This window comes from Corynebacterium sp. KPL4072 (assembly GCF_037908395.1).
GTDB classification, from domain to species: domain Bacteria; phylum Actinomycetota; class Actinomycetes; order Mycobacteriales; family Mycobacteriaceae; genus Corynebacterium; species Corynebacterium kefirresidentii.
Map to the genome: position 1 here is coordinate 62292 of NZ_JBBMGE010000003.1, position 24739 is coordinate 87030.

Here is a 24739-nt window from a genome sequence, read left to right on the forward strand (position 1 = left end):
CCCCGCAGCGTTCATTGCTTTGCTGCGGGGCGGCTTTAGTATGCGCGCAGATTTAGAAGCTATCGAGCCAGGCGGCGTGCACGCGAGCGTCGCCATTTTCTTCTGGGTGAAAGCTCAGCGCCGTCACGCGGCCTTGGCGCACACCGACCACCGCGTCGCCGTCCTCGCCCGGCGCCGTCGCGATGACCTCGACGCCCTCGCCTACGCGGGTGACCAGCGGTGCGCGGATAAAGCTCGCCTCAATCGGCAGCGACTGGTCTTTAGCAACGACCACGTCCACTGTCCGCTCGGCGGAAAAACGCTGGTTGCCAAAGGCATTGCGCCGCACCGTCACATCCAGCAGGCCCAAGGTCTGCTGGCCCGGCGCGGGGTTATCGAGCTCGCGGGCACAGTAGATGAGCCCAGCGCAGGTCGCGAGCACGGGCAGGCCTGCAGCTGCGGCGTCGCGCAGCGGCTCGGCCAGATCGAAGCTGCGCGCCAGCTTGTCGATGACACTCGACTCGCCGCCCGGAATCACCAGCCCGTCGAGCCCGTCCAGGTCCCGCGGCACCCGCACCCGGCGAGTAGCAACACCGAGCTCATCAAGAATGCGCAGGTGCTCCTCGACGCCGCCCTGCAGCGCCAGCACCCCAACGGTGGCTACCATCCGCGCTCAGCCAGGCGGTGCGGCGCGGGCACGTCGTTGACATTGATGCCCACCATGGCCTCGCCCAGGCCGCGGGAAAGCTTGGCTAGTTCGGCCGGCTGGTCGTAGAGGGTCGCCGCCTTGACGATGGCCTCCGCACGCTTGGCGGGCTCGCCGGACTTGAAGATGCCGGAGCCAACGAAGACGCCTTCGGCGCCCATCTGGCGGACAAGGGCGGCGTCGGCAGGCGTGGCCACGCCACCGGCGACAAAAAGCACAACCGGGAGCTTGCCGGTCTCCGCAACCTCTGCGACTAGGTCGTACGGTGCCTGCAGCTCCTTGGCCGCGACGTAGAGCTCATCGCGATCCAGGTGGCGCAGGCGGGCAATCTCGGCCTTAATCGTGCGCAGGTGCTTCACGGCCTCCGAGACATCGCCCGTGCCGGCCTCGCCCTTGGAACGAATCATGGCCGCACCCTCGGTGATGCGGCGCAGCGCCTCACCCAGGTTGGTCGCGCCACACACGAATGGCACGTCGAAGTCCCACTTATTGATGTGGTTGACATAATCGGCCGGGCTGAGCACCTCGGACTCATCGATGAAGTCCACGCCCAGCTCGCCGAGGATCTGAGCCTCCACAAAGTGGCCGATGCGGGCCTTGGCCATGACCGGGATGTCCACCGCTTCGACGATGCCCTCAATTAGCTCTGGATCCGACATGCGGGCCACCCCGCCCTGCGCACGAATATCGGCCGGCACACGCTCCAACGCCATAACTGCCGACGCACCCGCGTCCTCCGCAATGCGCGCCTGCTCCGGCGTGACGACGTCCATAATGACGCCGCCTTTCAACATATCGGCTAGTCCTCGCTTCACGCGCGTAGTGGCGCGTCCTTGTTCATTTACCTGTTCAGTCATAGGTCACATAGTGGCCCACACAATTGGTACAAGACAAGAGCCATTTTCAGCGTGTTGGATTAGACCACTTATGATGAAGGAGTGCCTCTCCGCCTCGATCCCTCTGATACGCGGCCGCTGCCCGTGCAAATCGCCGCGGCCCTCCGCACCCAGGTTGCCGCCGGCGTCCTCCGGCCCGGCGAGCGCGTTCCCTCGACCCGCAACTTGGCTTCGCAGCTCGGCGTTTCCCGAGGCAGCGTAGTCACCGCCTACGAGCAACTCACGGCCGAGGGATACCTTACGGCCGAGGTTGGCTCCGGCACCGTCATCAACCCGCTGCTCCCCCACGCCCGCGCCCCGCGCCCGGAGCCGGCCCCCATACCGGCCGCCGAGCCCGAGCTGGTGTCACTGACGCCCGGACTGCCCGACACCGCGGGAATCCTCACCCCTGAATGGAGGGCCGCGTGGCGCGCTGCGGCCGTCGACCCCTCCGGCGACCTTCCCCGCGAGGTCGCCGCGCACCTGCGCCACATGCGCGGGCTTAACGTCGACCCAACCCGCATCCTCATCACGGCCGGTGCCCGCGATGGCCTTTCGGTACTCCTGCGCGCCCTCGGCCGCCCGCTGCGCGTGGGCGTGGAATCACCCGGCTACCCCAGCCTGCGCCGAGTCCCCCAGGCCCTCGGCCACACGCTGCTGGAAATCCCCACCGGCCGCGACGGCGTCACTGTTCCCACCGCCGACCTCGACGCCCTCATCGTCACCCCCAGCCATCAATATCCCTACGGCGGCTCCCTGCCTGCAGCCCGGCGCGCAGAGCTCGTCGAATGGGCCCGCGCACATGACGCCCTCCTCATCGAGGACGACTTCGACTCCGAGCTGCGCTACGTCGGCCAGCCACTTCCCGCCCTGGCCGCGCTCGCCCCAGAACACACCGTGCTACTCGGGACTTTTTCCTCCGTCATTTCCCCCTCGATTGCATGCGGTTACCTCGTCCTCCCGTCACGCTTGCGCCCGGCCGTGGACCGTGTGCGCGATATCTTCGGCCAACCCGTCGGCTCCATCCCCCAGGCCGCGCTCGCCCACTACCTTGCCAGCGGCGCTTTACGACGCCACACCGGCCGCATGCGCCGCACCTATAAACGCCGCCGCAACCTAGTGGCCGAAGCGCTTGGCTCCATCGATGGCACCCAGCTCCTTCCCATCCACGGTGGACTCCACGCGGTCCTACTGTGCGACCCGGCCGTTGTCCCCCGCGCCGCCGCCCGCGGCATCAAACTCACCCCGCTGCGCGATTATTGGGGCGGGGCCGAAGCTGAAGACGGCGTCGTACTCGGCTTCGGCCACCTCAGCGATACCGAGCTACGCGAAAGCCTTTCTGCAGTCGCGGCGGCTTTACAGGGGTGATACCGTAAAGCCCACGTTTATAAACGAAAGGTAATAGATGTCTTTAGGTCCGATTGAGCTCCTTCTCATCCTCGTTTTCGTCCTTATCCTCGCTGGAATTATCGCCCTCGTGGTCAAGCTCGTGCGCAATAGCAATGACACCCGCGCGAATACTAGCCGCATTGCTAATCAGCTCGAGGAGCACGACCGCCGCCACTAAGAAAGACACCCCACCAGACCAAGCGCCACACCGACCGCTTGGTCTATTTTTATTCTCACGGCTGCCAGCGCGTTTCTACAAAATCGTTCGCTATATATACCGCTTGGTCTAGTCTTGCCAAGCATGACGACGAAATACGATAACTCCAATTCCAACTGGTCCTTCGCTACCCGCTCTGTACACGCAGGCCAAAACCTCGACGGGCACCACAACGCCCGCAATGTGCCGATTTACCAGACCACCTCTTACGTTTTTAACGACGCCGAGCACGCGGCCAACCGCTTCAACCTTTCCGACGCCGGCCCCATCTACACCCGCCTGACCAACCCCACCCAGGACGCGCTGGAAGAACGCCTCGCTTCCCTCGAGGGCGGCGTCGCGGCCGTTGCCTTCGCTTCCGGCCAGGCCGCCGAAACCGCGGCCATTTTGAACCTCGCCTCGGCCGGCGACCACATCGTGACTTCCCCGCGTCTCTACGGCGGCACCTCCACCCTCTTTACCGTCACGCTCAAGCGCCTAGGCATCGACGTCACCCTCGTCGAGGACCCGGACGACCCGGCCTCCTGGCAAGATGCCGCACAACCAAATACCAAGGCATTCTATGGCGAGACCTTCGGCAACCCCGTGGCTGATGTCCTTGATATCCCCGCCATCGCCGAGGTTGCCCACAATAACCAGGTCCCGCTCATCGTGGATAACACCATCGCCACCGCCGCCCTCGCCCGGCCGCTGGACCTCGGCGCGGACATCGTCGTGGTCTCCACCACCAAGTTCTACACCGGCAATGGCTCGGCCGTCGGCGGCGCGATTATCGACGGCGGCTCCTTCGACTGGACCGTCACCCGCAACGGCGAGCCCGTATTCCCCTACTTCGTCACCCCGGATGAGGCCTACCACGGACTCAAATACGCCGACCTCGGCGCCCCAGCCTTCGCACTCAAGGCCCGCGCCGGCCTGCTGCGCGATACCGGCGCCGCCATCTCCCCCTTCAACGCCTGGCTGACGCTGAATGGAATTGAGACGGTAGGGCTGCGCGTCGAAAAGCACAATGCCAACGCCCAAGCCGTCGCCGAGTACCTAGAAAGCCACGCCAAGGTCACCAAGGTCAACTACGCCGGCCTCGACTCCTCACCTTATAAGGCCACCAAGGAAAAGCTCGGCTACGCCTACACCGGCTCCGTGCTCTCCTTCGACATCGACGGCGGCCGCGAAGAAGCCTGGGCGTTTATCGACGCCCTCAAGCTCCACTCCAACCTCGCCAATATCGGCGATACCCGCTCCCTGGCCGTGCATCCGGCAACCACCACGCACTCGCAATCCGATGAACCTGCGCTGGCAGCGGCCGGCATTACTCAATCCACTATCCGCCTGTCCGTGGGCATCGAGCACATCGATGACATCATCGCGGACCTCGAGCTGGGCTTTAACGCGCTGGCATGAAGCTAGTTAGCATCGGCGATTTTCACACCGAAGCCGGCGCCACGCTTGCCGACGCCCACATTGCCTACCACCGCTTCGGCCACCTTCTCGGCGATCCCCATGGCGCCAATAACGTCATCCTGGTCGAACACGCGCTAACCGGGAACTCGAATGTGGCCGAGTGGTGGGCCGACCTAGTAGGCCCCGGCAAGGCGCTGGATACGACGAAGTGGTGCATTATCGCTACCAATGCACTGGGCGGCTGCGCAGGCTCTACCGGCCCGGCTTCTCCGCACCCAGACGATGGCCGTGCTTGGGGTTCGCGTTTTCCCGCGCTTTCCGTGCGCGACCTCGTTGCGGCCGAGCGTGCCGCTTTGCATGAACTTGGCATCACCCACGTGCATGCCGTCATCGGCGGCTCAATGGGTGGCGCGCGCACGCTCGAGTGGACACTGATGCACCCCGATTTCCTCGACGCGGCCTGCGTCATTGCCGTATCGGCCCGCGCCTCCGCCTGGCAGATTGGCATCCAGTCGGCGCAGATCGCGGCCATCGAGCAAGATTCCTTCTGGCACGGCGGGGACTATTACGCATCCGCCCAGCGTCCGCGCGAGGGGCTGGCGGCCGCGCGCCGCATTGCGCACCTGACCTACCGCGGCGAACAAGAAATTGACGAGCGCTTCGGCGTTCAGGCACAGACCGGCGAGAACCCGCTCGGGCCTTACCGCCGCCGCGATAATCGCTTTGCCGTTAACTCCTACCTGGATTACCAAGGAATCAAGCTGGCCGACCGCTTCGATGCCGGCTCCTATGTCACTCTCACCGAGGCGCTCAACCGCCACGATATCGGCCGTGACCGCGGTGGGCTCAACCGCGCGCTGGGATCATCCAAGGTACCTACAATGGTCGTAGGAGTAGACACGGACATCTTGTACCCGTATCACCAGCAAGAACATATCTCGCGCAATCTGGGAAATCTATTGGCTATGGCCAAGGTGGTCTCCCCGGTAGGCCACGACGCCTTCCTCACCGAGTCACGCCAAATGGATCGCATCCTGCGCAACTTCCTCACTCTTTCCCAGCCGGACCCGCGCATTGATGCAGCGGCAGGCGATCCCACCGAGTATTCGATTTAAAAAGATCGCAGCAGCAAGGATCGCCAAAGCCGCGCAGCGCGCACTAGCACTATGCGCTGCGCTGGGGCGGCGAAGGGACGAAGCGGCTCAGCGATCGTCGGGTGGCTTCGCCCAAGGCGGGCGCCACACGATGCCTTCTCCAGGACGGCGCTCGAGCCGGCCGCGACGCGGCGGCGCATTCGGGTCATCGTCGTTCACAGCATTGTGATACTTGCACGCGATGGTGAGGTTTTCGGGATTCGTATCGCCGCCGAGCAGCCACGGGGTGAGATGGTGGACTTGGCATTCATCCGCCGGCGTGTGGCAGTCGGGCCACGGGCACACCGGGTTTTCTGCCATCGCCATTTGGCGTTGCTTCCAAGTAGCCAAGCGTCGCGATTGATAGAGGTTTACGGGACCGGTGACGGGGTGGATGAGGGTGATAAGGCCGACGTCGGCAAGCGCGCGGCGGACAAGATCCGCACCAGATATCTGCGCGCCAATGGTCAGCTGCAAGGTGACGTCCTCGTCGTGGGTGACCTTCACCATCTCATTCAGGTTGAGCACCACATTGGTGGTGATTGTGGAGGTAGAGGCGCCCTCGGCAAAGACGCGACGAGCATCGGCGACGGTGGAGACGTGGTTATTAATTTCTGCAACCAACTCGGACTCGGCGGTAATTGTCAGGGTCCACAGGTCATCGCGGCGGCGGGTCAAGCGCACGCCTTCGGAGCGCTTGGTGGTGCGCTCCTCGCGCACCATGCGGCGGGCGCACTTTTCAATCTCGCTGGTGGAAAGGCGCAGGGCGCAAAGTGCCTCGCGCAGTGCCCAAGCCGCCCGCTGGGTTTTCATCTTCTGCGCGAAGTGCTCGATAATTTTCAGCGCGTCGAGCGGCAGCGAAGTGCGGCGGGCGGCGCGCCGTTTAGCGCCAAAGGAGGTGCGGCCGAAGTAAGTATCGGCCAGGCGGGCAAACTCGGCGGCCTCGCGATCACTAAAGCCCTTATCGACGAGCTCTTCTACCGACAGCCCAACGCACTCCCCGATGAGCACCATCGGGGAGTTCACGGCAGCCAGGTAGTTCGAAATCATGGCCCCGAGCCTAAACCGGCCGCGCAACCCAGCGCGCGGAGGCGGGCGGTTACCTGTGGATAACCGACCGAACCACACCCTTTCAGGCCGAAATAGGTGAAGGCTCTACGAAAAACCTGTGGATAACTAGCTACCGAGCGAGTCCACAGAAAAGGCCAGAAAGGCCATCACGGCGCCGACTAAGCCGGTAAAGCAGGCGTCAAAGCGGCGCGAGCGTACGGCCAGCACGCCGACGCGGCTGGAATCACACGTCAGTCGGACCACGGTGAGCCACAGCAAGGCCAGGCCGAGGAGGAACGTGGCCCGGCGCCAGTATTCGAAGACAGCATAGCCGCCGGAGATAACCACGCCGGCCACGAAGATGCCAATTGCTGCCCACTGCGCGGCAGGCGGCAGTGGGGAGGGCGCGAGCTCGGCGTCGTGCGGATTATCTAGATTCACGCCAACTTTTCCGCGCGTTCGACGATATTGCGTACCAGGAAGGCACGGGTCAGCGGGCCGACGCCACCTGGGTTCGGAGAGACGAACCCGGCCTTATCCCAGCAATCTGGGTGAATGTCGCCGGTGAGCTTGCCGTCGACGCGGGAGACTCCGACGTCGAGAAGCGCGGCGCCTTCCTTAAGCATGTCCGCGGTGAGCATGTGGGGCTGGCCGGCGGCGGCAATGACGATATCGGCCTCGCGGGTCTCAGCGGCCAAGTCCTTGGTGCCGGTGTGGCACAGCGTGACGGTGGAGTTCTCGCTGCGGCGGGTAAGCATCAGGCCGATGGGGCGGCCTACGGTAACACCACGGCCGATGACCACGGTCTTGGCGCCGTTGAGCTCGACGCCGAAGCGGCGCAGCAGATGCAGGCAGCCGTTCGGGGTGCACGGCAAGGGCGCCTCCTCGTTGAGCACGAGCTTGCCCAGGTTGACTGGGTGCAGGCCATCGGCATCCTTGGCGGGGTCAATGCGCTCGAGGATGGCGTTTTCATCCAGGTGCTTAGGCAGCGGCAACTGGACGATGTAGCCGGTGCAGGCATCATCGGCGTTGAGCTCATCGATGACGGCTTCTAGTTCTTCCTGGGTGATATCGGCCGGCAGGTCCTTGCGGATGGAGTTGATGCCAAGCTTTTCACAGTCACGATGTTTCATCTTCACATAGGATTGGGAGCCCGGATCCTCACCTACGAGGACGGTCGCCAGGCCAGGGGTAATCCCCTTCTCCTTCAGCGCGGACACGCGCTGGGCAAGGTCGGAAAAAATCTCGTCGCGGTACAGTGTGCCATCTAGTTTGGTAGCGCTCATAGCCACCATCCTAGACTGAAGGCATGAGCCAGCTGCACATTGTCTTTGATAACCCAGTCATCCCTACTAATACGGGCAACGCGATTCGCACGGCCGCGGTGACGGGTGCGAGCCTGCACCTGATTGAGCCACTGGGTTTCAATTTCGACGATAAGCACTTAAAGCGCGCCGGTCTGGATTATCACGATTTGGCCGATGTGCAGATTCACAAGGACTTCCAGGCCTGCATGGATGCGCTGCCGGGCGCGCGCGTCTTCGCGTTTACCACGCATACGGATAAGTGGTTTACGGATATCGAATACCAAGAAGGCGATGTCCTACTCTTTGGCACGGAGCCGACCGGCCTGCCGGAGGAGCATATTAACCATCCGCGCATAACGGACCGCGTGCGCATTCCGATGGTGCCTGCCAGGCGCTCGATGAACCTGTCGAATTCGGCGTCGACGGCCGTATTCGAGGCTTGGCGCCAGCTGGGCTTTAACGGGGCGGTTTAAGTCCCGGCAGTTGGCGGGAGCGCAGCTGGGTAAGGAGTGTGGCGGCGTCGGCAAGCGTGAGGTTGCGCGCGTCCATGCGCACGGGGCCCTGGACTAGGTCGAGGCCGACGGTGGCTAGGCCGAGCGCCTGGGAAATCGGCCCGCGGCGGTAGGTCAGCTCCTGGATATGGGAGGTGTGGATGGCCTTGACGCGGCGATTGAGCCGGCCGTTGCGCACTATGACGTAGCCGTCGGTAAGCGCCACGGTTTGTTGGCGGTAGTCCAGCGGGGAAACCCACTTGGCACGGGCCGGCGAGGCGTAGGTGGGCGCGGCGTCGGCCGGCAGGAATTGCCGGGCTTGGGCGAGGGTGCCCACCGGCAGGATGCGGGTGGAACCAGAAGCCTTTCCGCTTGCCGACGCCCCATACCCCGCCACCGAGACCCGTACCTCGTACCAGCCCAGCGGCCGCCAGAGGAACGGCTGGGTTATCTGTACGGCGTGGATGCGGTCGAGGCGAATGCTTTGGCGGCGGCGATCGGCCAGGCCGTAGGTGATGTTGAGGACCTCGCCGTCGGTGCGGGCGGTATAACGCCAGGAAGAATCGAGCACGTTCCAGGCATTGGGCAGCGCGCCGACGAGGATGGGCAGCGCGGTCGAGAGCGGCAGCCGCGTAACCACAACGAGGATAAGGAAGCCGACGAGGAAAAGCGTGGACGTGCGCAACGCGGCAGCAATAAGGGAGCGGGCGATGGGGATCTCGGGCACGAGAGCTGGTTCCTCGGCCGTTTCTTCAGCCGATTCCTCGGCCGGCGCCTCGGTTTGGGAGGTGGGAGCGCCGTGAACGCGGGCGAGGATGTCATCACGGAGGGCCTCGGCGTCAGACTTTTTGAGGTAGGCGATTTCGATGACAGATGATTGGCCGCCTGCGGTTTCCACCCGCACGGCCGCGAGACGAAAGAGGCGGGCGATGACGGGTTCCACGACGTCAACGGCCTGGGTGCGGTCATAGCGCGCGGTGCGCAATTGGACAGATAAGAGGCCGCGGCGCAGGGAAAGCTCTTCCGCGCCGAGCTGATAACCCATGCGGCGCCACCATAGGCCGGAGGCGAGCCACACCACCGCGCAGACCGCGATGAAACCGGCGAGGGCAAGGGCGGTATCACGCAAGGCCTCGCCGCGGTGTTCGCCGGTAATAAAGGCAAAGATATCGCGCAGGGCCTCCATGTTGGCGTTGAGGGCGAAGCCCGCGATGAGGGCCAGGATGACCGACCACAGACGCAACAGTGGGGTAAGGCGGTGGACGCGACGGAAGCTCGGCTGGGGGCTCATAGGCCGCTCATCCGTTCGCGGGCTTGGTGGGCAAGGCGGGTGCGGAGGGCGTCGGCAAGCGGGGCTTCTAGGCCTTTGATGGTGGCATCCGTGCTGGCCGAAGCCGTGTGGAGCTGCAGCTTTTTCAGCCCGAGGGCGCGATCGATGGGCCCGGAGGTGACGTCGACGAATTGGATGCGGCCGTAGGGCACGACGGTGAAGGTGTACCAGAGCTTGCCGCGGGTGATAAGCAGCTCGTCGTCGGTTTCGAGCCAACCCATATTGCGCACTTGAGCGGGAATGAGCCAGAGCAGCCAGAAGAAAAGACCGACGAAGATGCCGGCCGCCCAGTAGAACCACGGGGTCCACCAAAACCCCGCTGCAGCGGCGGCCGCGGCGAGCAGAAACATCCAGCTCAAATGGTGGATATAGCGCGAGGTCACCAGCCGCGGCGAGACGGGATTCATTTCTTCGCTCATAGTTATTGACAGTAACAATCAGGAGAAGCCCTTGGGCAACTTACCGTTTCCTTAACGGAAAACCATTGGTACCCTCGTCAGCTCGACATCGATTGGTGGGCCATCCAGCGCGGCATCACTCCAGTTAATCTCTCCGTTCTGAAGAATAATCGGGCCAAGGCCGTACGCTTTAGCACTCTGGCAGCATTATGCGCGGCACTGGACTGCCAGCCAGGGGATATCTTCGGCGTCGAGTAGTAACCCTTGCCAGGTCGTTGGGTTTATGCAATACTTTGACTTATGTCCCCAAAGAAGAAGCCCTCCGCACCCATTTATAACCGGGTTCGTGTGCTGCGCGCCGAGCGGGACATGTCGCGCGCACAGTTGGCCGAGGCCATCGACGTCAATCCTCAGACCGTCGGCGCGCTTGAGCGCGGCGACCACTCGCCCAGCCTGGACCTAGCTTTCCGCGTCTGCGAGGTCTTTGATCTCCCCGTGGAGGCTATCTTTTCCCGCCAGGAATTTTCTCCCATGTCCACTGAAATCTATAGGAAGAATTCCTAATGGCTAGCCCAATCCCCGCCTCCGTTTCTCGCCGCAAGCGCCTTGTCCTGGCCGGCGACATTTTCCTCGGCCTGGCCATCGTGGCTGCGGCCCTGCACTTCTTCACGCTCAGCTTGTCTAACTTGCTATGGCCGATTGCCGGTATCGCGGCCACCATCTACACCACGTCGCTCCGGCAGTCCATCCGTCACCTCGACGCACCCACCACGGAGATGGATGAGTACGAACTGCGCCTGCATACCGACGCCCGCGACACAGGACTTAAGACCGCAGTGGTTATTTCTATAGTGCTCTTCCTCGTCGCCGTCACCACCGCATTCGGCCTGCGCTTTCTCGGGGCGGAGCAGGTTGCAGTGGAGGAGGCGACCTCGGGGGCTAGTATCGCCATCTTCTTTGCCAAGCTCATCTATACCCAACTGCTGTGGATCCCTTTTGCGGTAGCCAAGGAATTGGCCAATAAGCTCAACGCGGACGAGCTGCGCAGCGGAGGAAACTAGCGGAAATCGCGGGAGCCGCGGGAGAGGAATTCGCCTAAGTCCAGCGGCTCGAGCTTATCCGCGACCACGCTGACCGCCCCGGTGGCATTTTGCACGATGCCTCGAATAATCATTGCGCGGGCGGTGCGGGCCAACACCTTGTGCCGCGACCACAATCCAGGTGAAACCATCACATTCATCAGGCCGGTTTCATCCTCCACACCCAAAAAGGTCAGGCCAGATGCGGTACGCGGGCGCTGGCGGTGGGTAATAATGCCGGCAATGCGCACGCGGGTGCCATCGGGAACATGGGGAAGTTGGGAAGCAGGTAGGACGTCGGCAAGCGAGGCACGCACCAGCTCCATGGGCTGCTGGTTATGGGTCACGCCGGTGGAGGCGACGTCGGTAGCCATAAGCTCGAAGGCGGACATACCGGGCAGGTGCGGTGCAGCCAGCGCGGAAGTGCCAGGCAGCATGCCTTCGCGCTCGGTGGCGGCAACGCCGGCCTGCCACAGCGCTTGCCGACGATCCAACCCCAGACACTCCAATGCCCCAGCCGTGGCCAGCGCTTCCACCTGCTCCACGCTGAGATCCGCCCGGCGCGAAAGATCGGACACGCTAGTAAAAGGCGCGGCCGCCTCCACGCGCTCGGCGGCAGACTCCCCCAGCCCCTTGATGAGGTTCAGGCCCAACCGAATCTCGCCCGACCTTGTCGCCTGGGCCTGCGCACCAGAATCATTGATACTCACCGGCAGCACCCGCACACCGTGGCGCCGGGCATCTTGGATGAGCGACTGCGGGGAATAAAAGCCCATCGGCTGCGCGCGCAGCAGGCCCACGCAGAATTCCGCCGGGTAGTGATACTTAAACCACGCAGAGAAATACACCAGCGAGGCAAAGGACTGCGAGTGCGATTCCGGGAAACCATAGGCGGCAAAAGCCACAATTTTGGTCCAGAGCTTATCGGCTACCTCGCCCTCGATGCCATTAGTCTCGCGCAGACCAGCATAAAAACGGCTGCGCAGCGCGTCCATCTTTTCCGGGGAACGTTTCGACCCCATGGCGCGGCGTAGGTCATCGGCCTCGGCGCCGGAAAAGCCGGCGGCATCGACTGCAATCTGCATCAGCTGTTCCTGGAAAAGCGGGATGCCCAGGGTTTTGCCCAGGGATTTCTCCAACACGGGATGGTCATAGGTGACCTCCTCCAAGCCATCGCGGCGGCGCAGGTAGGGATGCACGGACCCACCTTGGATGGGGCCGGGCCGAATAAGCGCGACTTCGACCACCAGGTCAAAGAAACGGCGCGGCTTCAGGCGCGGCAACGTGGCTAGCTGCGCGCGGGATTCCACTTGGAAGACGCCCACCGCATCGGCGCGGCAGAGCATGTCATAGACTTCCGGCTCGGCGAGGTCGAGCTCCCACAGGTGCACCTCGCGGCCGGTGGTAGCACGCACGGCATCGATCATGTGGTGCAGCGCCTCCAACATGCCAAGGCCGAGCAGGTCGAATTTCACCAGGCCGGCGGCAGCACAATCATCCTTATCCCACTGCAGCACGGAGCGGTTTTCCATGCGCGCCCACTCCATGGGGACGACGTCCGCAATGGGCCGGTCACATAGCACCATGCCGCCGGAGTGGATTCCTAGGTGGCGGGGCTGGCCGAGGAATTGCTCGGCCAAAGATGAGACCTCAGCAGGCGGTTCGGAGGTACCCTTCGACCACGCATCGGCCGAGCCCTGCGGATACCCCAGCGCGCGGGCGGCATCGCGGGTCGCGCCCTTGCGGCGATAAGTAATGACATTGGCCACCTGCGCGGCTCGATCACGGCCGTGGGTGCGATAGACATACTGGATTACCTCCTCGCGGCGACCAGACTCGATATCGATATCAATATCGGGCGGGCCATCGCGGTCCGGGGAAAGGAAGCGCTCAAAAAGCAGCTGCGCGGAGATGGGCTCGGCGTTGGTAATACCCAGTGCGAAACACACCGCAGAGTTAGCGGCCGAGCCGCGCCCCTGGCACAAAATATTCTCGCGCCGGCAAAAATCCACTAGGTCGCACACAATTAGGAAGTAGCCTGGAAAGCCCAGCTGCTTGATGACGCCCAACTCATGCCTAATCTGCTTCCTGGCCGCCTGCCTAATCTCGGCCGGGCGCGAGGCATAACGCTCCTTGGCACGGCGCCAGGCCTCATGCTCCAGCCAGCTCATCTCGGTATGCCCCTCCGGAACGGGAAAGTGCGGCAGGTTCGGGGCAAGCGCATCCCAGGTAAAGGAACACTCGCGAGCCAGACGCACAGTTTCCGCAATAAGCTCCGGCCGGTCAGGCAAAAGCTGGGCCATCTGCTCGCCGGATCGCAGCCAGCCGGCGCCCATGGGGTGGGTGTGCGGCGCAGCGGCCGCAAGAGACTCCCGGCGAGCCAAGGCGCGCTTGGCGGCGGCGAGCCGAGCTTGGTCACGGGTCGCCGCCGCAGGCCGTGCGGTTGCGATGGCCCGCAAGTTATTGTATTTATCGAGGAAACGGTGCCGATCCGCGTCTTCAGGGGACATACTGCACGAATATTCGAGAACTATGCTGTCTATTTTTATTCTTTCGAGCAGGTTATCGATTTCTGCTAACGCTTCCGACCCCACCAGGAAGAAGCACTCCCCTTCCAGCTCGCGCGCCACCTCATCTAGTGGCGGATAATCCACCCGATCCTTCTCCCCAGCCTCCATCCGGGCGCGCGCAATAAGGCGCGACAACCGGCGATAGCCTTCCGGGGTGCGCGCCAGCACGGTCACCGGCGCTTCCGCGAGCGATAGTTCCGCGCCATATACGGCCGGGAGATTCGCTTTAGCAGCAGCTTCAGCGAATTTCATCAGCCCATAAAAGCCATCGCGGTCCACAATGGCCAGCCCCTCGAGCCCCAGCTCCATAGCCCGGCCAACCAGCTCTTCCGGCTCAGCAGCACCGTCAAGAAAACTATACGAACTTACCGCGTGCAACTCCGCAAAAGGGACGGCGGAATGGCCGCGCTGAGCAGAATCGGCTGGCCCATGAAGGTGATTAACCGGCACGGGTGCGGCAGATTCGCGACCGGAGAGGATGCGCTCCACCCGCGACCACGACAGTGCTTTTCCGCCATTAAATTCCACTCCACACAGCGTAATATCGAATTATTGTTCTATACAAGCCCGTAAGACGTGATGCCGACAATAGACAAAGCGGTTCGCCGATTGCTAAGTTGCTAAACAGACAAATTATTTCAACTCCTACAAGAAGGGGAATCCCCATGCAGATCCGTCGCGTAGTGGCTGCTACTGCCGCTGTAACCATCGCTGCCACCAGCTTGGTGGCCTGCTCCTCCGATGATTCCAAATCCATCAAGGTGGGCACCACCGACGACGCCAAGAAGGCGTGGGTAGCATTCGAGCAGGAAGCGAAGAACGCTGGCTATGACATTGAAATCCAGCCATTCGCGGACTACAACACCCCGAACCAGGCTCTGGACCAGGGCGAGCTGGATACCAATAACTTCCAGCACCTGAAGTTCCTAGCGGAGTACAACCACGGCAATGACACCAACCTGGTGCCTATCGTGGCCACCGAAATCGTGCCGCTAGCACTGTTTTGGAAGGACCACGACTCCCTCGACGGCATCGAGGGCGAAGAGGTCGCCATCCCGAATGACTCCACCAACCAGGCCCGCGCCATCAACGTACTGGTCCAGGCCGGCCTTCTTACCCTGAAGGACAAGGACAACTTGGAGCCCACCCCGCTGGATATTGATGAAAAGAAGTCCAAGGTCAAGGTCACCCCGGTAGACGCCGCGCAGACCACGTCCGCGCACGGCGAGGGCACCCCGGCGATTATCAATAACTCCTTCCTGGAGCGTGCCGGCATCGATCCGAAGACTGCCATCTTCCAAGACGATCCGAATTCTGAAGAAGCAGAACCGTACATCAATGTCTTCGCCGTTCGCGAGGAGGACGCCGATAACGAAGACATCAAGAAGCTTGCCGAGCTATGGCACTCCGACGCCGTCCAGGAGGGCGTCGATGAAGACTCCGCCGGCACCTCCGTCGAGGTGGAGCGCAGCCAGGAGGATCTGCAGAAGATCCTAGATAAGCTCGAAGCAGATCTGGACTAATCACCCTTGCTTTTACCCCGCCGGAACCCCCCGGCGGGGTTTGGCACTTTCCTAACTAAGGACGCAAACACGTGGCAGATTCCACTCAACGCGGCACCCGCATCGAGTTCCGCGAGATCACCAAGATCTTTAAGCAGAAAAAGGCGCGAGTTAAGGCACTCGACCATGTCTCCATGACCATTGAGCCCGGCGAAATTGTCGGCATCATTGGCTACTCCGGCGCCGGCAAGTCCACCCTTGTACGCATGATCAACGGCTTGGACACCCCGTCCGCGGGAGAGCTGCTGCTTGATGACACCAATATCGTTGGCATGTCCGAGAAGAAGCTGCGCGGCATTCGCCGCAATATCGGCATGATTTTCCAACAGTTCAACCTGATGAACTCGCGCACCGCGGCCGGCAATATTGAATACCCGCTGCAGCTGCAGGGCGTCGGCAAGCAGGAGCGCGCCAAGCGCGTGCAAGAGCTGCTGGATTTCGTCGGCCTAGGAGACAAGGGCAAGAGCTACCCGGAGCAGCTTTCCGGCGGCCAGAAGCAGCGCGTCGGCATTGCCCGTGCGCTGGCCACCAACCCTTCGCTGCTGCTTGCCGACGAAGCAACTTCCGCCCTCGACCCCACCACCACGCAGGAAGTCCTCGACCTACTGCGTCAGGTAAACAAGGAATTTGGCATCACCATCGTGGTTATTACCCACGAGATGGAAGTCGTACGCTCCATCGCCGATAAGGTCGCCGTGATGGAAAACGGCCGCGTCGTGGAACAAGGCAGCGTCTACGAGGTCTTCTCCAACCCACAGACCTCCGTGGCCGCCAAGTTCGTAGCCACCTCGCTGCGCAACGAGCCCGACGTCGTTGAAACCGACGACCTGCTCGCACACGAAGGCCGCCTATTTACCATCAACCTCACCGAGGAATCCGGCTTTTTCACCGCCGCCGCCCGCCTTAAGGAAGCCGGCGTATCCATCGCCGTCGTCCACGGCGGCATCACCACGCTGCAGCAGCATTCCTTTGGCAAACTGACCGTACGGCTCAGCGGCGACAATAACGCCATCGAAGAGTTCTACCGCACGCTTTCTACCACCACCCAGATTGAGGAGATTGCACGATGACCGTCACCACCCTCGCCCAAGCCAACTGGGACCGCCTCGGCCCTTCACTGGCCGATGCCATCGTCGATACCCTCATCATGGTCTCGACTACCCTCATCGTTTCCGGCATCCTCGGCCTTGGCCTAGGCATGCTGCTCTATACCACCCGCACGGGCGGCATCCTGCAAAACCGGTTCGTCTATTTCATTGTCAACCTGCTGGTTAACTTCGTCCGCCCCATCCCGTTCATCATTTTGCTGGCTTTTGCCCAGCCACTGACCGTCATAGTGATGGGCGGGTCCATCGGCCGCGGACCGGCCACCTTCGTCATGGTCATCGCCGCGACCTTCTCCGTAGCCCGCGTGGTGGAACAAAACCTCGTGTCCATCGACCCCGGCGTTATCGAGGCCGCCCGCTCCATGGGTGCCTCGCCGTGGAAGATCATTACCTCCGTTATCGTCCCGGAGGCCCTCGGCCCACTGATTTTGGGCTACACCTTCCTGTTTATCGCCATCGTGGACATGTCCGCTATGGCCGGCTACGTCGGCGGCGGCGGCTTGGGTGACTTTGCCATCGTCTACGGCTACCGCGCCTTCGAATGGGAAGTCACCGTCGTGGCCACGCTCATCATCATCGTGCTGGTGCAGGCCGCCCAGTTCTTCGGCAACTGGCTCTCCTCCAAGGTCATGCGCCGCTAGCCCCCGCTTGCCGACGGCGCCCTACCCCGCGACCGGCTCCACGCCGGTCGCTACGATGGCTTGGCCCGTCTTCGGGGCGTCACCACACGAAGACACCACGCCTTCTACCTCGCGCTCCTCGAGCGTCACGCGCCAGCGCCGGCCGTCACTGTGGCTGACCTCGCCGCTATCAGTGGCGGTGAGCTGGCCGTAGGAGAGCTCCTCGCCGGCGTCGATAAGCGCTCGGGCCACCGCCAACTCCGCCACCTGGCCGCGCGGGCCGAAAATACCGCGCCCGCGATTTACCGGGTAAAAATACTTTCCCCGCGCCGCCGCCGCAATCATCTGCGCGGCGGCTTCTTTATTCATTCGTCCAAAGGAATAGCCCCACGGCATGAGCATGACCGATGGCGCGAACCGGTGTCCCTTCGTGTGCGAGGTCTCCCAGACCATATCCGGGTAATCCTCCACCAGCTCCGCGGCCAGCGGCCGGCCCTTGACCGCACAGCAGGTATCGCGCTTCGCGTGCGTACACACCAAAACTAGCGGTGTTTCCACTGCGCCGCCTCCATTGCGTCCAGGCCCTGTCAGATCCAGATCGAGGATTTTCTCTGGCCCTGTCAGCAGCACGAGTTCCATCACTCCCTGCTCGGCCCACACCAGGTAGCAGCGGTGCATCTTGCCTACCTGGCGGCCGTCGCGGCCCGGCCGACGGATAAGCTGCAGCCCCGCCACGCCTTTCAGCTTGGCCTTGAGCTGCGCCGTGAGATCCGGCCCAAAGGTATCGCCATCGAGCACGTCTCGCGACCATCCGCCCGGCCACTCAAAAAGCACATAGACGGATTCCTTCTTCGCTGTGCCTGGCAGCGGCTCTACCTGGATATCTGAACAGAACTCGGTCATATACCTAAGCCTAACCTTTCTGCATTTCAGCTCACACCCTTGGCCACAATTCGGCCACGAAATACCCCCTCGGCTATACAGTTCCCGGCCGAAACTATAACCTAGGGAGCATGCTAAAAGTCCGTCTCGCCGCAACACTCCTCGTCGCCGCTTTTCTCAGCGGCTGCGTCGCCCAAGAGACGGACCGCACCACCATGGCTGCGTCCGCAGACAACTCCCAGCTCAATCCGCTAGGCCAGGCCAACATGGAAATGAAAACCCTCCGGCCGCAGGCCCCCTCCGAGCTCACGGTAACCGACGTGCGGTTCGGCCAGCACGAGGGTTTCGAGCGCGTCGTCTTCGAACTCGACGGCGGCGGCTCTCCCGGCTGGTTCGTGGACTATGCCGACACGCCCACGCAGCAGGGCTCTGGCAAGGCTATTGATCACTCCGGCGAGACTGCGCTCAACGTCAATATCGACGGCGTGGTCTATCCCTTCGAGGCGGGAAAGGACGATCCCCGCATCGGCGTGGTCGATGCCCCCAAGGGAGGAGTCGTTACCCAGGTGGTCAACGGCGGTACCTACGAGGGCCGCTGCCAATTCGTCATCGGCATGACCTCGCGCAAGCCCTATTCCGTGCAGGTGATCGATAACCCCACCCGCCTTGTAGTCGATATTCGCGATTAATAGGTCGCCTCCACCCGCCAGCGTCCGCCGGACCATACCAAAAGCCAGGCCCGCTGATGCTCTTCATAGTCGGCCTGCCCCACCACCTGCAGGCGCGCTACGTGCTGCGGGGTATTAGTCCACCACTGCGTATCCACCGGCCAGGGACCGGCCCAGCCCAGCACACGGAAGCGATGCGCGCCCCAGCTCAATGCCACCGGCACCCCCGAAAGGAGAGCCTCGGCGGTGACAAATACTTCGCGACGAGCGGCATCGATAAGCCGGATACGCGCAGCCGGATGATTAGGCCCACCGCCCAAACGCGCAGGCAGGGGTGCCGGAATACGGCCGGGCCACTCACCTTGTGGCGGTGCGTCGCGCTGCTCACCATAAGGCACGTACTCGATGCGCTCGGCTACTCCACGGCCGCCCACCGCCCGCGGCTGCAGCACGCGGTCAACCCCCAGCTGCGATTGCACCCGAGCGATAACGCGCTTGACCTGCTCCTGCGATCCCTCCCCGCCCCATAGGCCGGTGGCGGACGGGGCGGCAACCTCTACCGGCTCCAGCGCGAGGCGGCGAATGGCCGCGCCCTCACCAGTAGCACGCGTGAGCCAGCCATCGAGCTGCCAACGCACGCGGTCCGCCGTGGCCTGCTCCGTCAGCGCTTCCTGCGTGCGCCATACCCGCGCCAACTCCTCGCCGGTGCCAAACTCCGCTACCACGCGCAGCCGCAGGCACACCTTGCCGGCTTCCTCCAAACGAGCATGCAGCCGGGCCGCTAGCTGGCGGGCCGCGAAGGCCGCCGCGTCCACGCGCTCGATGCACTCTTCCATTTCCACGGCCAGGTCTGGGCGCGCCATTTCTGGAGCTACGCGCCTATCCGCACGGGCCTGGGCCAGCTCGTGGGCACGCCGGCCAGGATCGCCAAACCGGGTAGCTACCTGCTTAAACGGCAGTGCGGCTAAGTCCCCCAGGCGGCGCACGCCCAGCTTATCGAGCTGCGCAACAAACCCAGCATCAAAGCCCAATGCCTCATCGGCGGCGAGCACGCCTATGGGCTGGGTGGCCAAAAAATCCCGCGATTCGCCCTCTGGCACCACCGCGCCCATGCCACGGTACCGGGCCGCGATGACAGCCGTAGCAATCTCATCGGCGACGCCGAGGGTGGAATCGAAGCCGGCGTACGAAGAGGCGTCGACAAGCATCTCTAATGCTTTCTCCCCGTGGTAGCGCAGCGCCGCGCCCGCGTCCACAATGGCCAGGCCGGGGCGCAGCACCTCCACCGAGGACGCCACCGCATCCAAACCGGCCGCAACCTCCGCAAACGCCGCACCATCCCGGTCCGGGTTAGCCTCCACCACCGCCGCCTCGGGGCACAGCGCTTGGGCTTGACGCAGGCGCATCCCACGCCGCACCCCCGCCCGGCGCGCCGCTCTATCACATACCGCCACCGCGTGATTGCGCGCAATGACCATAGGCCCCTGCCCGCCGACGGCCTGGATGGGCCAATCCGGAAACCACACGGCCGCTACCCTCATACGGCCTCCAACCGGCGCCGCTGGCCCACCGTGAGCACCCCATGCACGCTAGCCTGCTTCGAGGTCACCTCAACGTCCATGTCCACGCCGCGAATGCGCCCACTGCCCTTGCCGACGCCCCGATAGGCACTCACCTGCGCCCCTATCTCCACCGCCGTGCCGGGCAAGCGCGTGCCCACCGTCAGCACCGCCGCGCGCCCGCCGCGCACCTTCGCCAGCACCGGCCGGGCCTTGGTTGGGCTCACCTCACCGGGCGGCCCATGATGGATGACTAGGTCCAGTCCTTCCGCCAATACCCCTGTCACCATCCAGGAATCCACGCCCGGTTCTGGGACGGTTACCACACGTTCGATAACACCTTCCTCGGCCACTTGTGTGAGTAGAAGATCTGGCCACCCCACTACACCCACATGCCCACCGCGGGCCGTGAGGTGACAGATAAGCTCCACCACAAGCGCTGGACAGTTAGTACAGTGCACCACGTGCCGGCGCGCCAAGCCGCCCGCAGGAAGCAGACGTGCCAGGCCAGGAAGCGTATCTACCAGCTCCTCTTCCGGGCCACGCTCCATAGCGCGCATGCGAGTACGCAGCATCGCCACACGGTCCGACCTACTTAGTCCGGCCACCGCTTTTTCTAGGCGAACGCTCGTTTGATTCACCCGAATAGTATGAACCCTCACCCGGACACATGCAAGTGTATGTTCGAATGGTAGCCTTAGCGGCATGAACTTCAACGCTGCCTACGATGCCATGCGCGAGCACACCACCCCCATTCCCACTCCGCCATGGGTGCGTTTGGGTTCGTCCATCCTCATCGGTGCGGCCGTGGCGCTTTTGGCCAGCCGCGCACATATTTTTGCTGCACTAATCGGGGCGCTCGTGTGCCTCGTGGCGGCTTTCGTTCTCGTCTTTGCCCACCCCTACCGCCACGCGATGCGCGATTATGCCACCAAGCGCAATGTCACTCTGGTTCCTAGCATCGCACAGCTCGTGCCGCTGATGATTCTGTGGCTTATGGTGATGCTCGCCCCCATCGTGGCCCTACCCGCGTGGGGCGCCGGCCTGGTATGGCTGGTGGTTTTTGGCCTGAGCTTTCTCGTCTTCCCCCACGTGGATGGCACGCGACGGCTCGCGTTTGCCTAATCTATACGACACTTTTCGGGGTTATCCACAGCTTTTCCGCCCCGCCTCGGGTATGTAGGCCGGGTTATCCACACAACTGGCCGCAGCGGTTGCGCCGGCCGTGCGCCGGTGTAGGTGCGCGTCGTAGCGTTGCAGGCATGAACGCACTCGAGACCTACCTCACTGCCTTAGGCCCCGGCATGGACATCATCGCCGGGTGCCAGGGCATGTCCGGGTCCGAGCTTATGGACCACGGCGCGCCCGATGCCATCGCGGCCGATCTGCTTCTTTTGTGTGAGAGCTACTTTGGCCGCACCAAATTTACCCGGCTACAGCGCCGTGCTATTGCCGACGCCCGTCGCAACACCCATTCTATCGCCACACTCACCGCCCTAGAGCGCATTGTTAACCGTGCCCCGAGCAAGAAACAGGCCTGGGAGCTACGCGCGGAGTGCTGCGCAATGACCGGCGCGATGAGCCATATTCTCAAGCACGCCCGCCGGCGCCTGCACGAGATGAAAGACAACACCGTTACTCCAGGTGTGCGCACTTACCGACGCCCCAATGACTACTGGACGCTTGCCATCACCGGAACCTCTAGTTTCATCGCGGATCTCAACGCCGCGCTGGCCGCGACCGGGAAGCAATCGCTCGAGGCGGTAGAAAAAATTTTCTTTGACCAGGCAGCGGCCGCGCGGGCAGAGGTGATAACCAATGCCATCGTGCCATTAGACAAATTCATTCGCATCCGCGACGGCCACGGCGACGATATCGAGCTCGACCTGACCAATGGCGCCACCATTACCGGCACCGAATATCTGCGGCGCGTACTCAACGACGTCGGCTTTTCTGGCGATAGAGAAACCGGCTACGTCACGCTCGTGCACCCCGAAGAAGGGCCGGTCAACCTCTACCGCACGGCGCGCGTGGCCAATGACAAACAGCGCATCATGGCCGCTGCAGAAAACCCACGCTGCGCCTGGCCGGGCTGCAACCAACCGGCCGATCTCTCCCAGGTCCACCACCTCAAGGCGTGGAGTAACGGTGGGGAGACGAATATGAAAAACCTGGTCATGTGCTGCGCCTACCATAACGGCGTCAACGATGATGACCCCAACGCTCCGCCCCGGCGCGGCCGCCTCGAGCGGGTGGGCGGGCGCATTGTGTGGCGTCCACCGTTTACCCCGCGCGAGTAAACACGCTCCTCAAACGCGCGAAAAGGCGCTCAGAGATAGCCTGAGCGCCTTCTACGCATGCCGTTTTACTCCCACTCGATGGTTCCCGGTGGCTTGGAAGTGCAGTCCAAGACCACGCGGTTGACGTCCTTCACCTCATTGGTGATGCGGGTAGAAATTTTCTCCAGTACCTCGTATGGCAAGCGGGTCCAGTCTGCAGTCATGGCGTCCTCCGAGGACACTGGGCGTAGCACGATCGGGTGGCCATAGGTGCGGCCATCACCTTGCACACCAACGGAACGGACGTCGGCCAGCAGCACGACCGGGCACTGCCAAATCTGGTCATCCAGGCCGGCATTGGTCAGCTCGGTGCGGGCAATGAGGTCCGCCTCACGCAGCGTCTCCAAGCGCTCCTCGGTTACCTCACCGATAATGCGGATACCCAATCCTGGGCCAGGGAATGGCTGGCGGTTAACGATTTCTTCTGGCAGACCCAGCTCACGGCCGACAGCGCGTACCTCGTCTTTAAACAGCAGCCGCAGCGGCTCAACCAGCTCGAACTCCACGTCATCCGGCAAACCGCCAACGTTGTGGTGAGACTTAATATTCGCCGTGCCATCGCCGCCGCCAGACTCGACGACGTCCGGGTACAGCGTGCCCTGGACGAGGTAGTCGACGGTGGAGCCTGCGGGGGCGTCGTCAAGCACGCCCGCTACCGCGCGCTCAAAGGAACGGATAAACTCCGCGCCGATGGCCTTACGTTTAGCTTCAGGGTCGCTAACGCCTGCCAGCTTTTCCAGGAAGGCAGCGCGTTCGTCCGCGGTCACCAGCTTCGCGCCGGTGGAGGCGACAAAGTCCTTTTCTACCTGCTCGCGCTCGCCGGCACGCAGCAGGCCGTGGTCAACAAAGACACAGGTGAGGCGATCACCGATAGCACGCTGCACCAGCGCGGCCGCCACAGCTGAATCCACACCGCCGGACAGGGCGCAAATAGCGCGGCCTTCCTCGCCCACCTGGGCGCGGACATCGGCAATGAGCTGCTCGGCGATATTATCGGCCGTCCAGTTCTGCTCTAGGCCAGCAACCTCAGTAAGGAAGCGGGTAAGCACCTCCTGGCCGTGCGGCGAGTGCTGTACCTCAGGGTGGTACTGCACACCGGCCATCTTCTTGTCTAGGCACTCCATCGCTGCAACCGGAGCACCGGCCGAGGTGGCCGTAACCTCAAAGCCTTCGGGAGCGGCAGATACGGCATCGCCGTGAGACATCCACACCTTGTGGGTAGCCTCTAGGCCTTCGTGAAGTACGCCGCCCTTAACATTCATATCGGTACGGCCGTACTCACGCTCGCCAGTCGACGACACGGTGCCACCAAGCGCATGGTTCATGGCCTGGAAGCCGTAGCAGATGCCGAAGACAGGAATGCCGAGCTCAAGCAGCTCCGGCTTCAGGGCCGGGGCACCGTCAGCATAGACGGAGGACGGGCCACCCGACAGGATAAGCGCGGCGGGATCTTTAGCTTTGATTTCCTCCACAGACGCGGAGTGAGGGACAACCTCGGAGTAAATCTTGGCCTCGCGCACGCGACGGGCAATAAGCTGCGCGTACTGAGCGCCAAAGTCCACAACGAGGACGGGGCGCGGGGTAGTGTTTGGCTTAGTCACGCCCCATAGTCTAACCCACTAAACTGATAGCTTATGAAGCGCTTGGCTATTGTGCTCACCACCGGGCTATTGTTATGCGGTTGTGACGCTGCCCCAACTACGGCCGAGGTGACGTCTGCGCTGGATGAACAAGGTCCACAACGGGTAACACTCCCAGCCGCAGAAGTCTTTGGAAGCAAGTGGGACGAGTGGGCTCCCTTATGCGGCACTCAGCAGGCAGAGCGCATGGGATACCCAGAAGTAGCGCATAATTCGGTAGTGCTGCGCGCGAAAGAGGAAAAGAAGGTTGTAGAACTCAATCCTGCGGGAGCACGCGTGTGCCCAGTCCACGATGCAGGACAATGGCGGCCGATGTCGCGCGAGACCACATGGAGGAGGGAAGGCGGTTGGCAGTTGGTTTCCTGACCACCCTCCTTCTCCGCCACGCTCTACCTCTCCAGAGGAAAAGAAAGCTTGAAGACAAAACGCGGCTGCGCC

27 protein-coding genes are annotated in these 24739 nt (G+C 62.9%); 15 read left to right on the forward strand and 12 right to left on the reverse strand.

Annotation, left to right across the window (positions count from 1 at the left end):
• Positions 1–52: 52 nt before the first annotated feature.
• Positions 53–646, reverse strand: a complete 594-nt coding sequence (pdxT, locus tag WMP97_RS04035) for a pyridoxal 5'-phosphate synthase glutaminase subunit PdxT (protein ID WP_023020657.1) — start codon at positions 644–646, stop codon at positions 53–55.
• A complete protein-coding gene (pdxS, locus tag WMP97_RS04040; RefSeq protein WP_023020656.1) occupies positions 640–1542 on the reverse strand; it encodes a pyridoxal 5'-phosphate synthase lyase subunit PdxS in 903 nt (300 codons plus the stop codon). The genes pdxT and pdxS overlap by 7 nt, the downstream gene beginning before the upstream one ends.
• Positions 1543–1623: 81 nt before the next feature.
• Here pdxS and pdxR point away from each other — a divergent pair, with 81 nt between their 5' ends.
• The 4 genes from pdxR (at position 1624) to metX (ending at position 5682) form a co-directional block, all read left to right on the forward strand.
• Positions 1624–2928 (forward strand): MocR-like pyridoxine biosynthesis transcription factor PdxR, encoded by a 1305-nt coding sequence (gene pdxR / locus WMP97_RS04045; RefSeq protein WP_340439864.1) that lies wholly within the window; start codon positions 1624–1626, stop codon positions 2926–2928.
• 37 nt (positions 2929–2965) lie between these two features.
• On the forward strand, positions 2966–3127 hold the full coding sequence (locus tag WMP97_RS04050) for a hypothetical protein (protein WP_167371285.1): 162 nt from the start codon (positions 2966–2968) through the stop codon (positions 3125–3127).
• 123 nt (positions 3128–3250) lie between these two features.
• Entirely contained in the window at positions 3251–4567 is a 1317-nt protein-coding gene (locus WMP97_RS04055) for an O-acetylhomoserine/O-acetylserine sulfhydrylase (RefSeq protein WP_340439865.1), read from the forward strand.
• Complete coding sequence (gene metX / locus WMP97_RS04060) at positions 4564–5682, forward strand: homoserine O-acetyltransferase MetX (protein WP_340439866.1); 1119 nt, start codon at positions 4564–4566, stop codon at positions 5680–5682. Before WMP97_RS04055 ends, metX begins: the two co-directional genes overlap by 4 nt.
• Positions 5683–5769: 87 nt before the next feature.
• On the opposite strand, the gene WMP97_RS04065 is transcribed toward metX, so the two are convergent.
• The 3 genes from WMP97_RS04065 to WMP97_RS04075 form a co-directional block, all read right to left on the reverse strand.
• Positions 5770–6750, reverse strand: coding sequence for an HNH endonuclease signature motif containing protein (locus tag WMP97_RS04065; RefSeq protein WP_340439867.1), 981 nt, complete (start codon positions 6748–6750; stop codon positions 5770–5772).
• Positions 6751–6876: 126 nt separating this feature from the next.
• Positions 6877–7191 carry a DUF3017 domain-containing protein gene (locus tag WMP97_RS04070; protein WP_239205823.1) on the reverse strand — a complete coding sequence of 105 codons (315 nt, stop codon included), beginning with the start codon at positions 7189–7191 and terminating at the stop codon, positions 6877–6879.
• The gene (locus WMP97_RS04075; RefSeq protein ID WP_340439868.1) at positions 7188–8036 is read right to left on the reverse strand and encodes a bifunctional methylenetetrahydrofolate dehydrogenase/methenyltetrahydrofolate cyclohydrolase; all 849 of its coding nucleotides are present in this window, start codon (positions 8034–8036) and stop codon (positions 7188–7190) included. Before WMP97_RS04075 ends, WMP97_RS04070 begins: the two co-directional genes overlap by 4 nt.
• A 23-nt stretch (positions 8037–8059) precedes the next feature.
• On the opposite strand from WMP97_RS04075, the gene WMP97_RS04080 reads away from it, so the two are divergent.
• Positions 8060–8530 (forward strand): tRNA (cytidine(34)-2'-O)-methyltransferase, encoded by a 471-nt coding sequence (locus tag WMP97_RS04080; protein ID WP_299136842.1) that lies wholly within the window; start codon positions 8060–8062, stop codon positions 8528–8530.
• On the opposite strand, the gene WMP97_RS04085 is transcribed toward WMP97_RS04080, so the two are convergent.
• Together WMP97_RS04085 and WMP97_RS04090 are read right to left on the reverse strand one after the other, a co-directional pair.
• A complete protein-coding gene (locus WMP97_RS04085) occupies positions 8514–9839 on the reverse strand; it encodes a PH domain-containing protein (RefSeq protein ID WP_301716543.1) in 1326 nt (441 codons plus the stop codon). The genes WMP97_RS04080 and WMP97_RS04085 overlap by 17 nt on opposite strands.
• Entirely contained in the window at positions 9836–10297 is a 462-nt protein-coding gene (locus tag WMP97_RS04090) for a PH domain-containing protein (protein WP_084278972.1), read from the reverse strand. Before WMP97_RS04090 ends, WMP97_RS04085 begins: the two co-directional genes overlap by 4 nt.
• Before the next feature lie 87 nt (positions 10298–10384).
• On the opposite strand from WMP97_RS04090, the gene WMP97_RS04095 reads away from it, so the two are divergent.
• The 3 genes from WMP97_RS04095 to WMP97_RS04105 are packed head-to-tail and all read left to right on the forward strand — an operon-like array spanning position 10385 to position 11337.
• On the forward strand, positions 10385–10534 hold the full coding sequence (locus WMP97_RS04095; RefSeq protein WP_080972300.1) for a helix-turn-helix domain-containing protein: 150 nt from the start codon (positions 10385–10387) through the stop codon (positions 10532–10534).
• Between the two features lie 42 nt (positions 10535–10576).
• Complete coding sequence (locus tag WMP97_RS04100) at positions 10577–10840, forward strand: helix-turn-helix transcriptional regulator (RefSeq protein ID WP_023020645.1); 264 nt, start codon at positions 10577–10579, stop codon at positions 10838–10840.
• Complete coding sequence (locus WMP97_RS04105; protein WP_023020644.1) at positions 10840–11337, forward strand: hypothetical protein; 498 nt, start codon at positions 10840–10842, stop codon at positions 11335–11337. Before WMP97_RS04100 ends, WMP97_RS04105 begins: the two co-directional genes overlap by 1 nt.
• Here the strand turns inward: WMP97_RS04105 and WMP97_RS04110 are convergent.
• Positions 11334–14453, reverse strand: a complete 3120-nt coding sequence (locus tag WMP97_RS04110; RefSeq protein WP_340439869.1) for an error-prone DNA polymerase — start codon at positions 14451–14453, stop codon at positions 11334–11336. The genes WMP97_RS04105 and WMP97_RS04110 overlap by 4 nt on opposite strands.
• A 137-nt stretch (positions 14454–14590) precedes the next feature.
• Here WMP97_RS04110 and WMP97_RS04115 point away from each other — a divergent pair, with 137 nt between their 5' ends.
• The 3 genes from WMP97_RS04115 to WMP97_RS04125 all read left to right on the forward strand — a co-directional run bounded on the left by WMP97_RS04115 (position 14591) and on the right by WMP97_RS04125 (position 17234).
• A complete protein-coding gene (locus tag WMP97_RS04115; protein WP_316327685.1) occupies positions 14591–15448 on the forward strand; it encodes a MetQ/NlpA family ABC transporter substrate-binding protein in 858 nt (285 codons plus the stop codon).
• Positions 15449–15519: 71 nt separating this feature from the next.
• Positions 15520–16557 carry a methionine ABC transporter ATP-binding protein gene (locus WMP97_RS04120; protein WP_023020641.1) on the forward strand — a complete coding sequence of 346 codons (1038 nt, stop codon included), beginning with the start codon at positions 15520–15522 and terminating at the stop codon, positions 16555–16557.
• On the forward strand, positions 16554–17234 hold the full coding sequence (locus WMP97_RS04125) for a methionine ABC transporter permease (protein ID WP_023020640.1): 681 nt from the start codon (positions 16554–16556) through the stop codon (positions 17232–17234). Before WMP97_RS04120 ends, WMP97_RS04125 begins: the two co-directional genes overlap by 4 nt.
• Before the next feature lie 21 nt (positions 17235–17255).
• Here WMP97_RS04125 and WMP97_RS04130 read toward each other — a convergent pair whose 3' ends face one another.
• On the reverse strand, positions 17256–18116 hold the full coding sequence (locus WMP97_RS04130) for a sucrase ferredoxin (protein ID WP_340439870.1): 861 nt from the start codon (positions 18114–18116) through the stop codon (positions 17256–17258).
• Positions 18117–18226: 110 nt separating this feature from the next.
• On the opposite strand from WMP97_RS04130, the gene WMP97_RS04135 reads away from it, so the two are divergent.
• Entirely contained in the window at positions 18227–18784 is a 558-nt protein-coding gene (locus WMP97_RS04135; protein WP_340439871.1) for an AMIN-like domain-containing (lipo)protein, read from the forward strand.
• Here the strand turns inward: WMP97_RS04135 and WMP97_RS04140 are convergent.
• Positions 18781–20304: a DNA polymerase Y family protein gene (locus tag WMP97_RS04140; protein WP_340439872.1), complete on the reverse strand. Its 1524-nt coding sequence runs from the start codon at positions 20302–20304 to the stop codon at positions 18781–18783. The two genes, WMP97_RS04135 and WMP97_RS04140, sit on opposite strands and share 4 nt — an antisense overlap.
• Positions 20301–20897 carry a hypothetical protein gene (locus WMP97_RS04145; protein ID WP_340439937.1) on the reverse strand — a complete coding sequence of 199 codons (597 nt, stop codon included), beginning with the start codon at positions 20895–20897 and terminating at the stop codon, positions 20301–20303. Before WMP97_RS04145 ends, WMP97_RS04140 begins: the two co-directional genes overlap by 4 nt.
• Before the next feature lie 130 nt (positions 20898–21027).
• Here WMP97_RS04145 and WMP97_RS04150 point away from each other — a divergent pair, with 130 nt between their 5' ends.
• On the forward strand, positions 21028–21447 hold the full coding sequence (locus WMP97_RS04150) for a hypothetical protein (RefSeq protein ID WP_340439873.1): 420 nt from the start codon (positions 21028–21030) through the stop codon (positions 21445–21447).
• A gap of 137 nt (positions 21448–21584) precedes the next feature.
• Positions 21585–22622, forward strand: coding sequence for an HNH endonuclease signature motif containing protein (locus tag WMP97_RS04155; RefSeq protein WP_023020634.1), 1038 nt, complete (start codon positions 21585–21587; stop codon positions 22620–22622).
• 65 nt (positions 22623–22687) lie between these two features.
• Here the strand turns inward: WMP97_RS04155 and guaA are convergent, their stop codons facing one another.
• Entirely contained in the window at positions 22688–24262 is a 1575-nt protein-coding gene (gene guaA, locus WMP97_RS04160; protein WP_239205809.1) for a glutamine-hydrolyzing GMP synthase, read from the reverse strand.
• A 33-nt stretch (positions 24263–24295) separates the two neighbouring features.
• Here guaA and WMP97_RS04165 point away from each other — a divergent pair, with 33 nt between their 5' ends.
• Positions 24296–24667, forward strand: a complete 372-nt coding sequence (locus tag WMP97_RS04165) for a hypothetical protein (RefSeq protein WP_340439874.1) — start codon at positions 24296–24298, stop codon at positions 24665–24667.
• Positions 24668–24739: the final 72 nt, after the last annotated feature.

What these genes read in the sequence shown, in the direction of transcription:
- pdxT (WP_023020657.1), bottom strand. Translation starts at nt 646, where the DNA reads ATGGTAGCCACCGTTGGGGTGCTGGCGCTGCAGGGCGGCGTCGAGGAG.
- pdxS (WP_023020656.1), bottom strand. Translation starts at nt 1,542, where the DNA reads ATGACTGAACAGGTAAATGAACAAGGACGCGCCACTACGCGCGTGAAG.
- WMP97_RS04050 (WP_167371285.1), top strand. Translation starts at nt 2,966, where the DNA reads ATGTCTTTAGGTCCGATTGAGCTCCTTCTCATCCTCGTTTTCGTCCTT.
- WMP97_RS04055 (WP_340439865.1), top strand. Translation starts at nt 3,251, where the DNA reads ATGACGACGAAATACGATAACTCCAATTCCAACTGGTCCTTCGCTACC.
- metX (WP_340439866.1), top strand. Translation starts at nt 4,564, where the DNA reads ATGAAGCTAGTTAGCATCGGCGATTTTCACACCGAAGCCGGCGCCACG.
- WMP97_RS04065 (WP_340439867.1), bottom strand. Translation starts at nt 6,750, where the DNA reads ATGATTTCGAACTACCTGGCTGCCGTGAACTCCCCGATGGTGCTCATC.
- WMP97_RS04075 (WP_340439868.1), bottom strand. Translation starts at nt 8,036, where the DNA reads ATGAGCGCTACCAAACTAGATGGCACACTGTACCGCGACGAGATTTTT.
- WMP97_RS04080 (WP_299136842.1), top strand. Translation starts at nt 8,060, where the DNA reads ATGAGCCAGCTGCACATTGTCTTTGATAACCCAGTCATCCCTACTAAT.
- WMP97_RS04085 (WP_301716543.1), bottom strand. Translation starts at nt 9,839, where the DNA reads ATGAGCCCCCAGCCGAGCTTCCGTCGCGTCCACCGCCTTACCCCACTG.
- WMP97_RS04090 (WP_084278972.1), bottom strand. Translation starts at nt 10,297, where the DNA reads ATGAGCGAAGAAATGAATCCCGTCTCGCCGCGGCTGGTGACCTCGCGC.
- WMP97_RS04100 (WP_023020645.1), top strand. Translation starts at nt 10,577, where the DNA reads ATGTCCCCAAAGAAGAAGCCCTCCGCACCCATTTATAACCGGGTTCGT.
- WMP97_RS04105 (WP_023020644.1), top strand. Translation starts at nt 10,840, where the DNA reads ATGGCTAGCCCAATCCCCGCCTCCGTTTCTCGCCGCAAGCGCCTTGTC.
- WMP97_RS04115 (WP_316327685.1), top strand. Translation starts at nt 14,591, where the DNA reads ATGCAGATCCGTCGCGTAGTGGCTGCTACTGCCGCTGTAACCATCGCT.
- WMP97_RS04125 (WP_023020640.1), top strand. Translation starts at nt 16,554, where the DNA reads ATGACCGTCACCACCCTCGCCCAAGCCAACTGGGACCGCCTCGGCCCT.
- WMP97_RS04130 (WP_340439870.1), bottom strand. Translation starts at nt 18,116, where the DNA reads ATGACCGAGTTCTGTTCAGATATCCAGGTAGAGCCGCTGCCAGGCACA.
- WMP97_RS04135 (WP_340439871.1), top strand. Translation starts at nt 18,227, where the DNA reads ATGCTAAAAGTCCGTCTCGCCGCAACACTCCTCGTCGCCGCTTTTCTC.
- WMP97_RS04140 (WP_340439872.1), bottom strand. Translation starts at nt 20,304, where the DNA reads ATGAGGGTAGCGGCCGTGTGGTTTCCGGATTGGCCCATCCAGGCCGTC.
- WMP97_RS04145 (WP_340439937.1), bottom strand. Translation starts at nt 20,897, where the DNA reads ATGCTGCGTACTCGCATGCGCGCTATGGAGCGTGGCCCGGAAGAGGAG.
- WMP97_RS04150 (WP_340439873.1), top strand. Translation starts at nt 21,028, where the DNA reads ATGAACTTCAACGCTGCCTACGATGCCATGCGCGAGCACACCACCCCC.
- WMP97_RS04155 (WP_023020634.1), top strand. Translation starts at nt 21,585, where the DNA reads ATGAACGCACTCGAGACCTACCTCACTGCCTTAGGCCCCGGCATGGAC.
- WMP97_RS04165 (WP_340439874.1), top strand. Translation starts at nt 24,296, where the DNA reads ATGAAGCGCTTGGCTATTGTGCTCACCACCGGGCTATTGTTATGCGGT.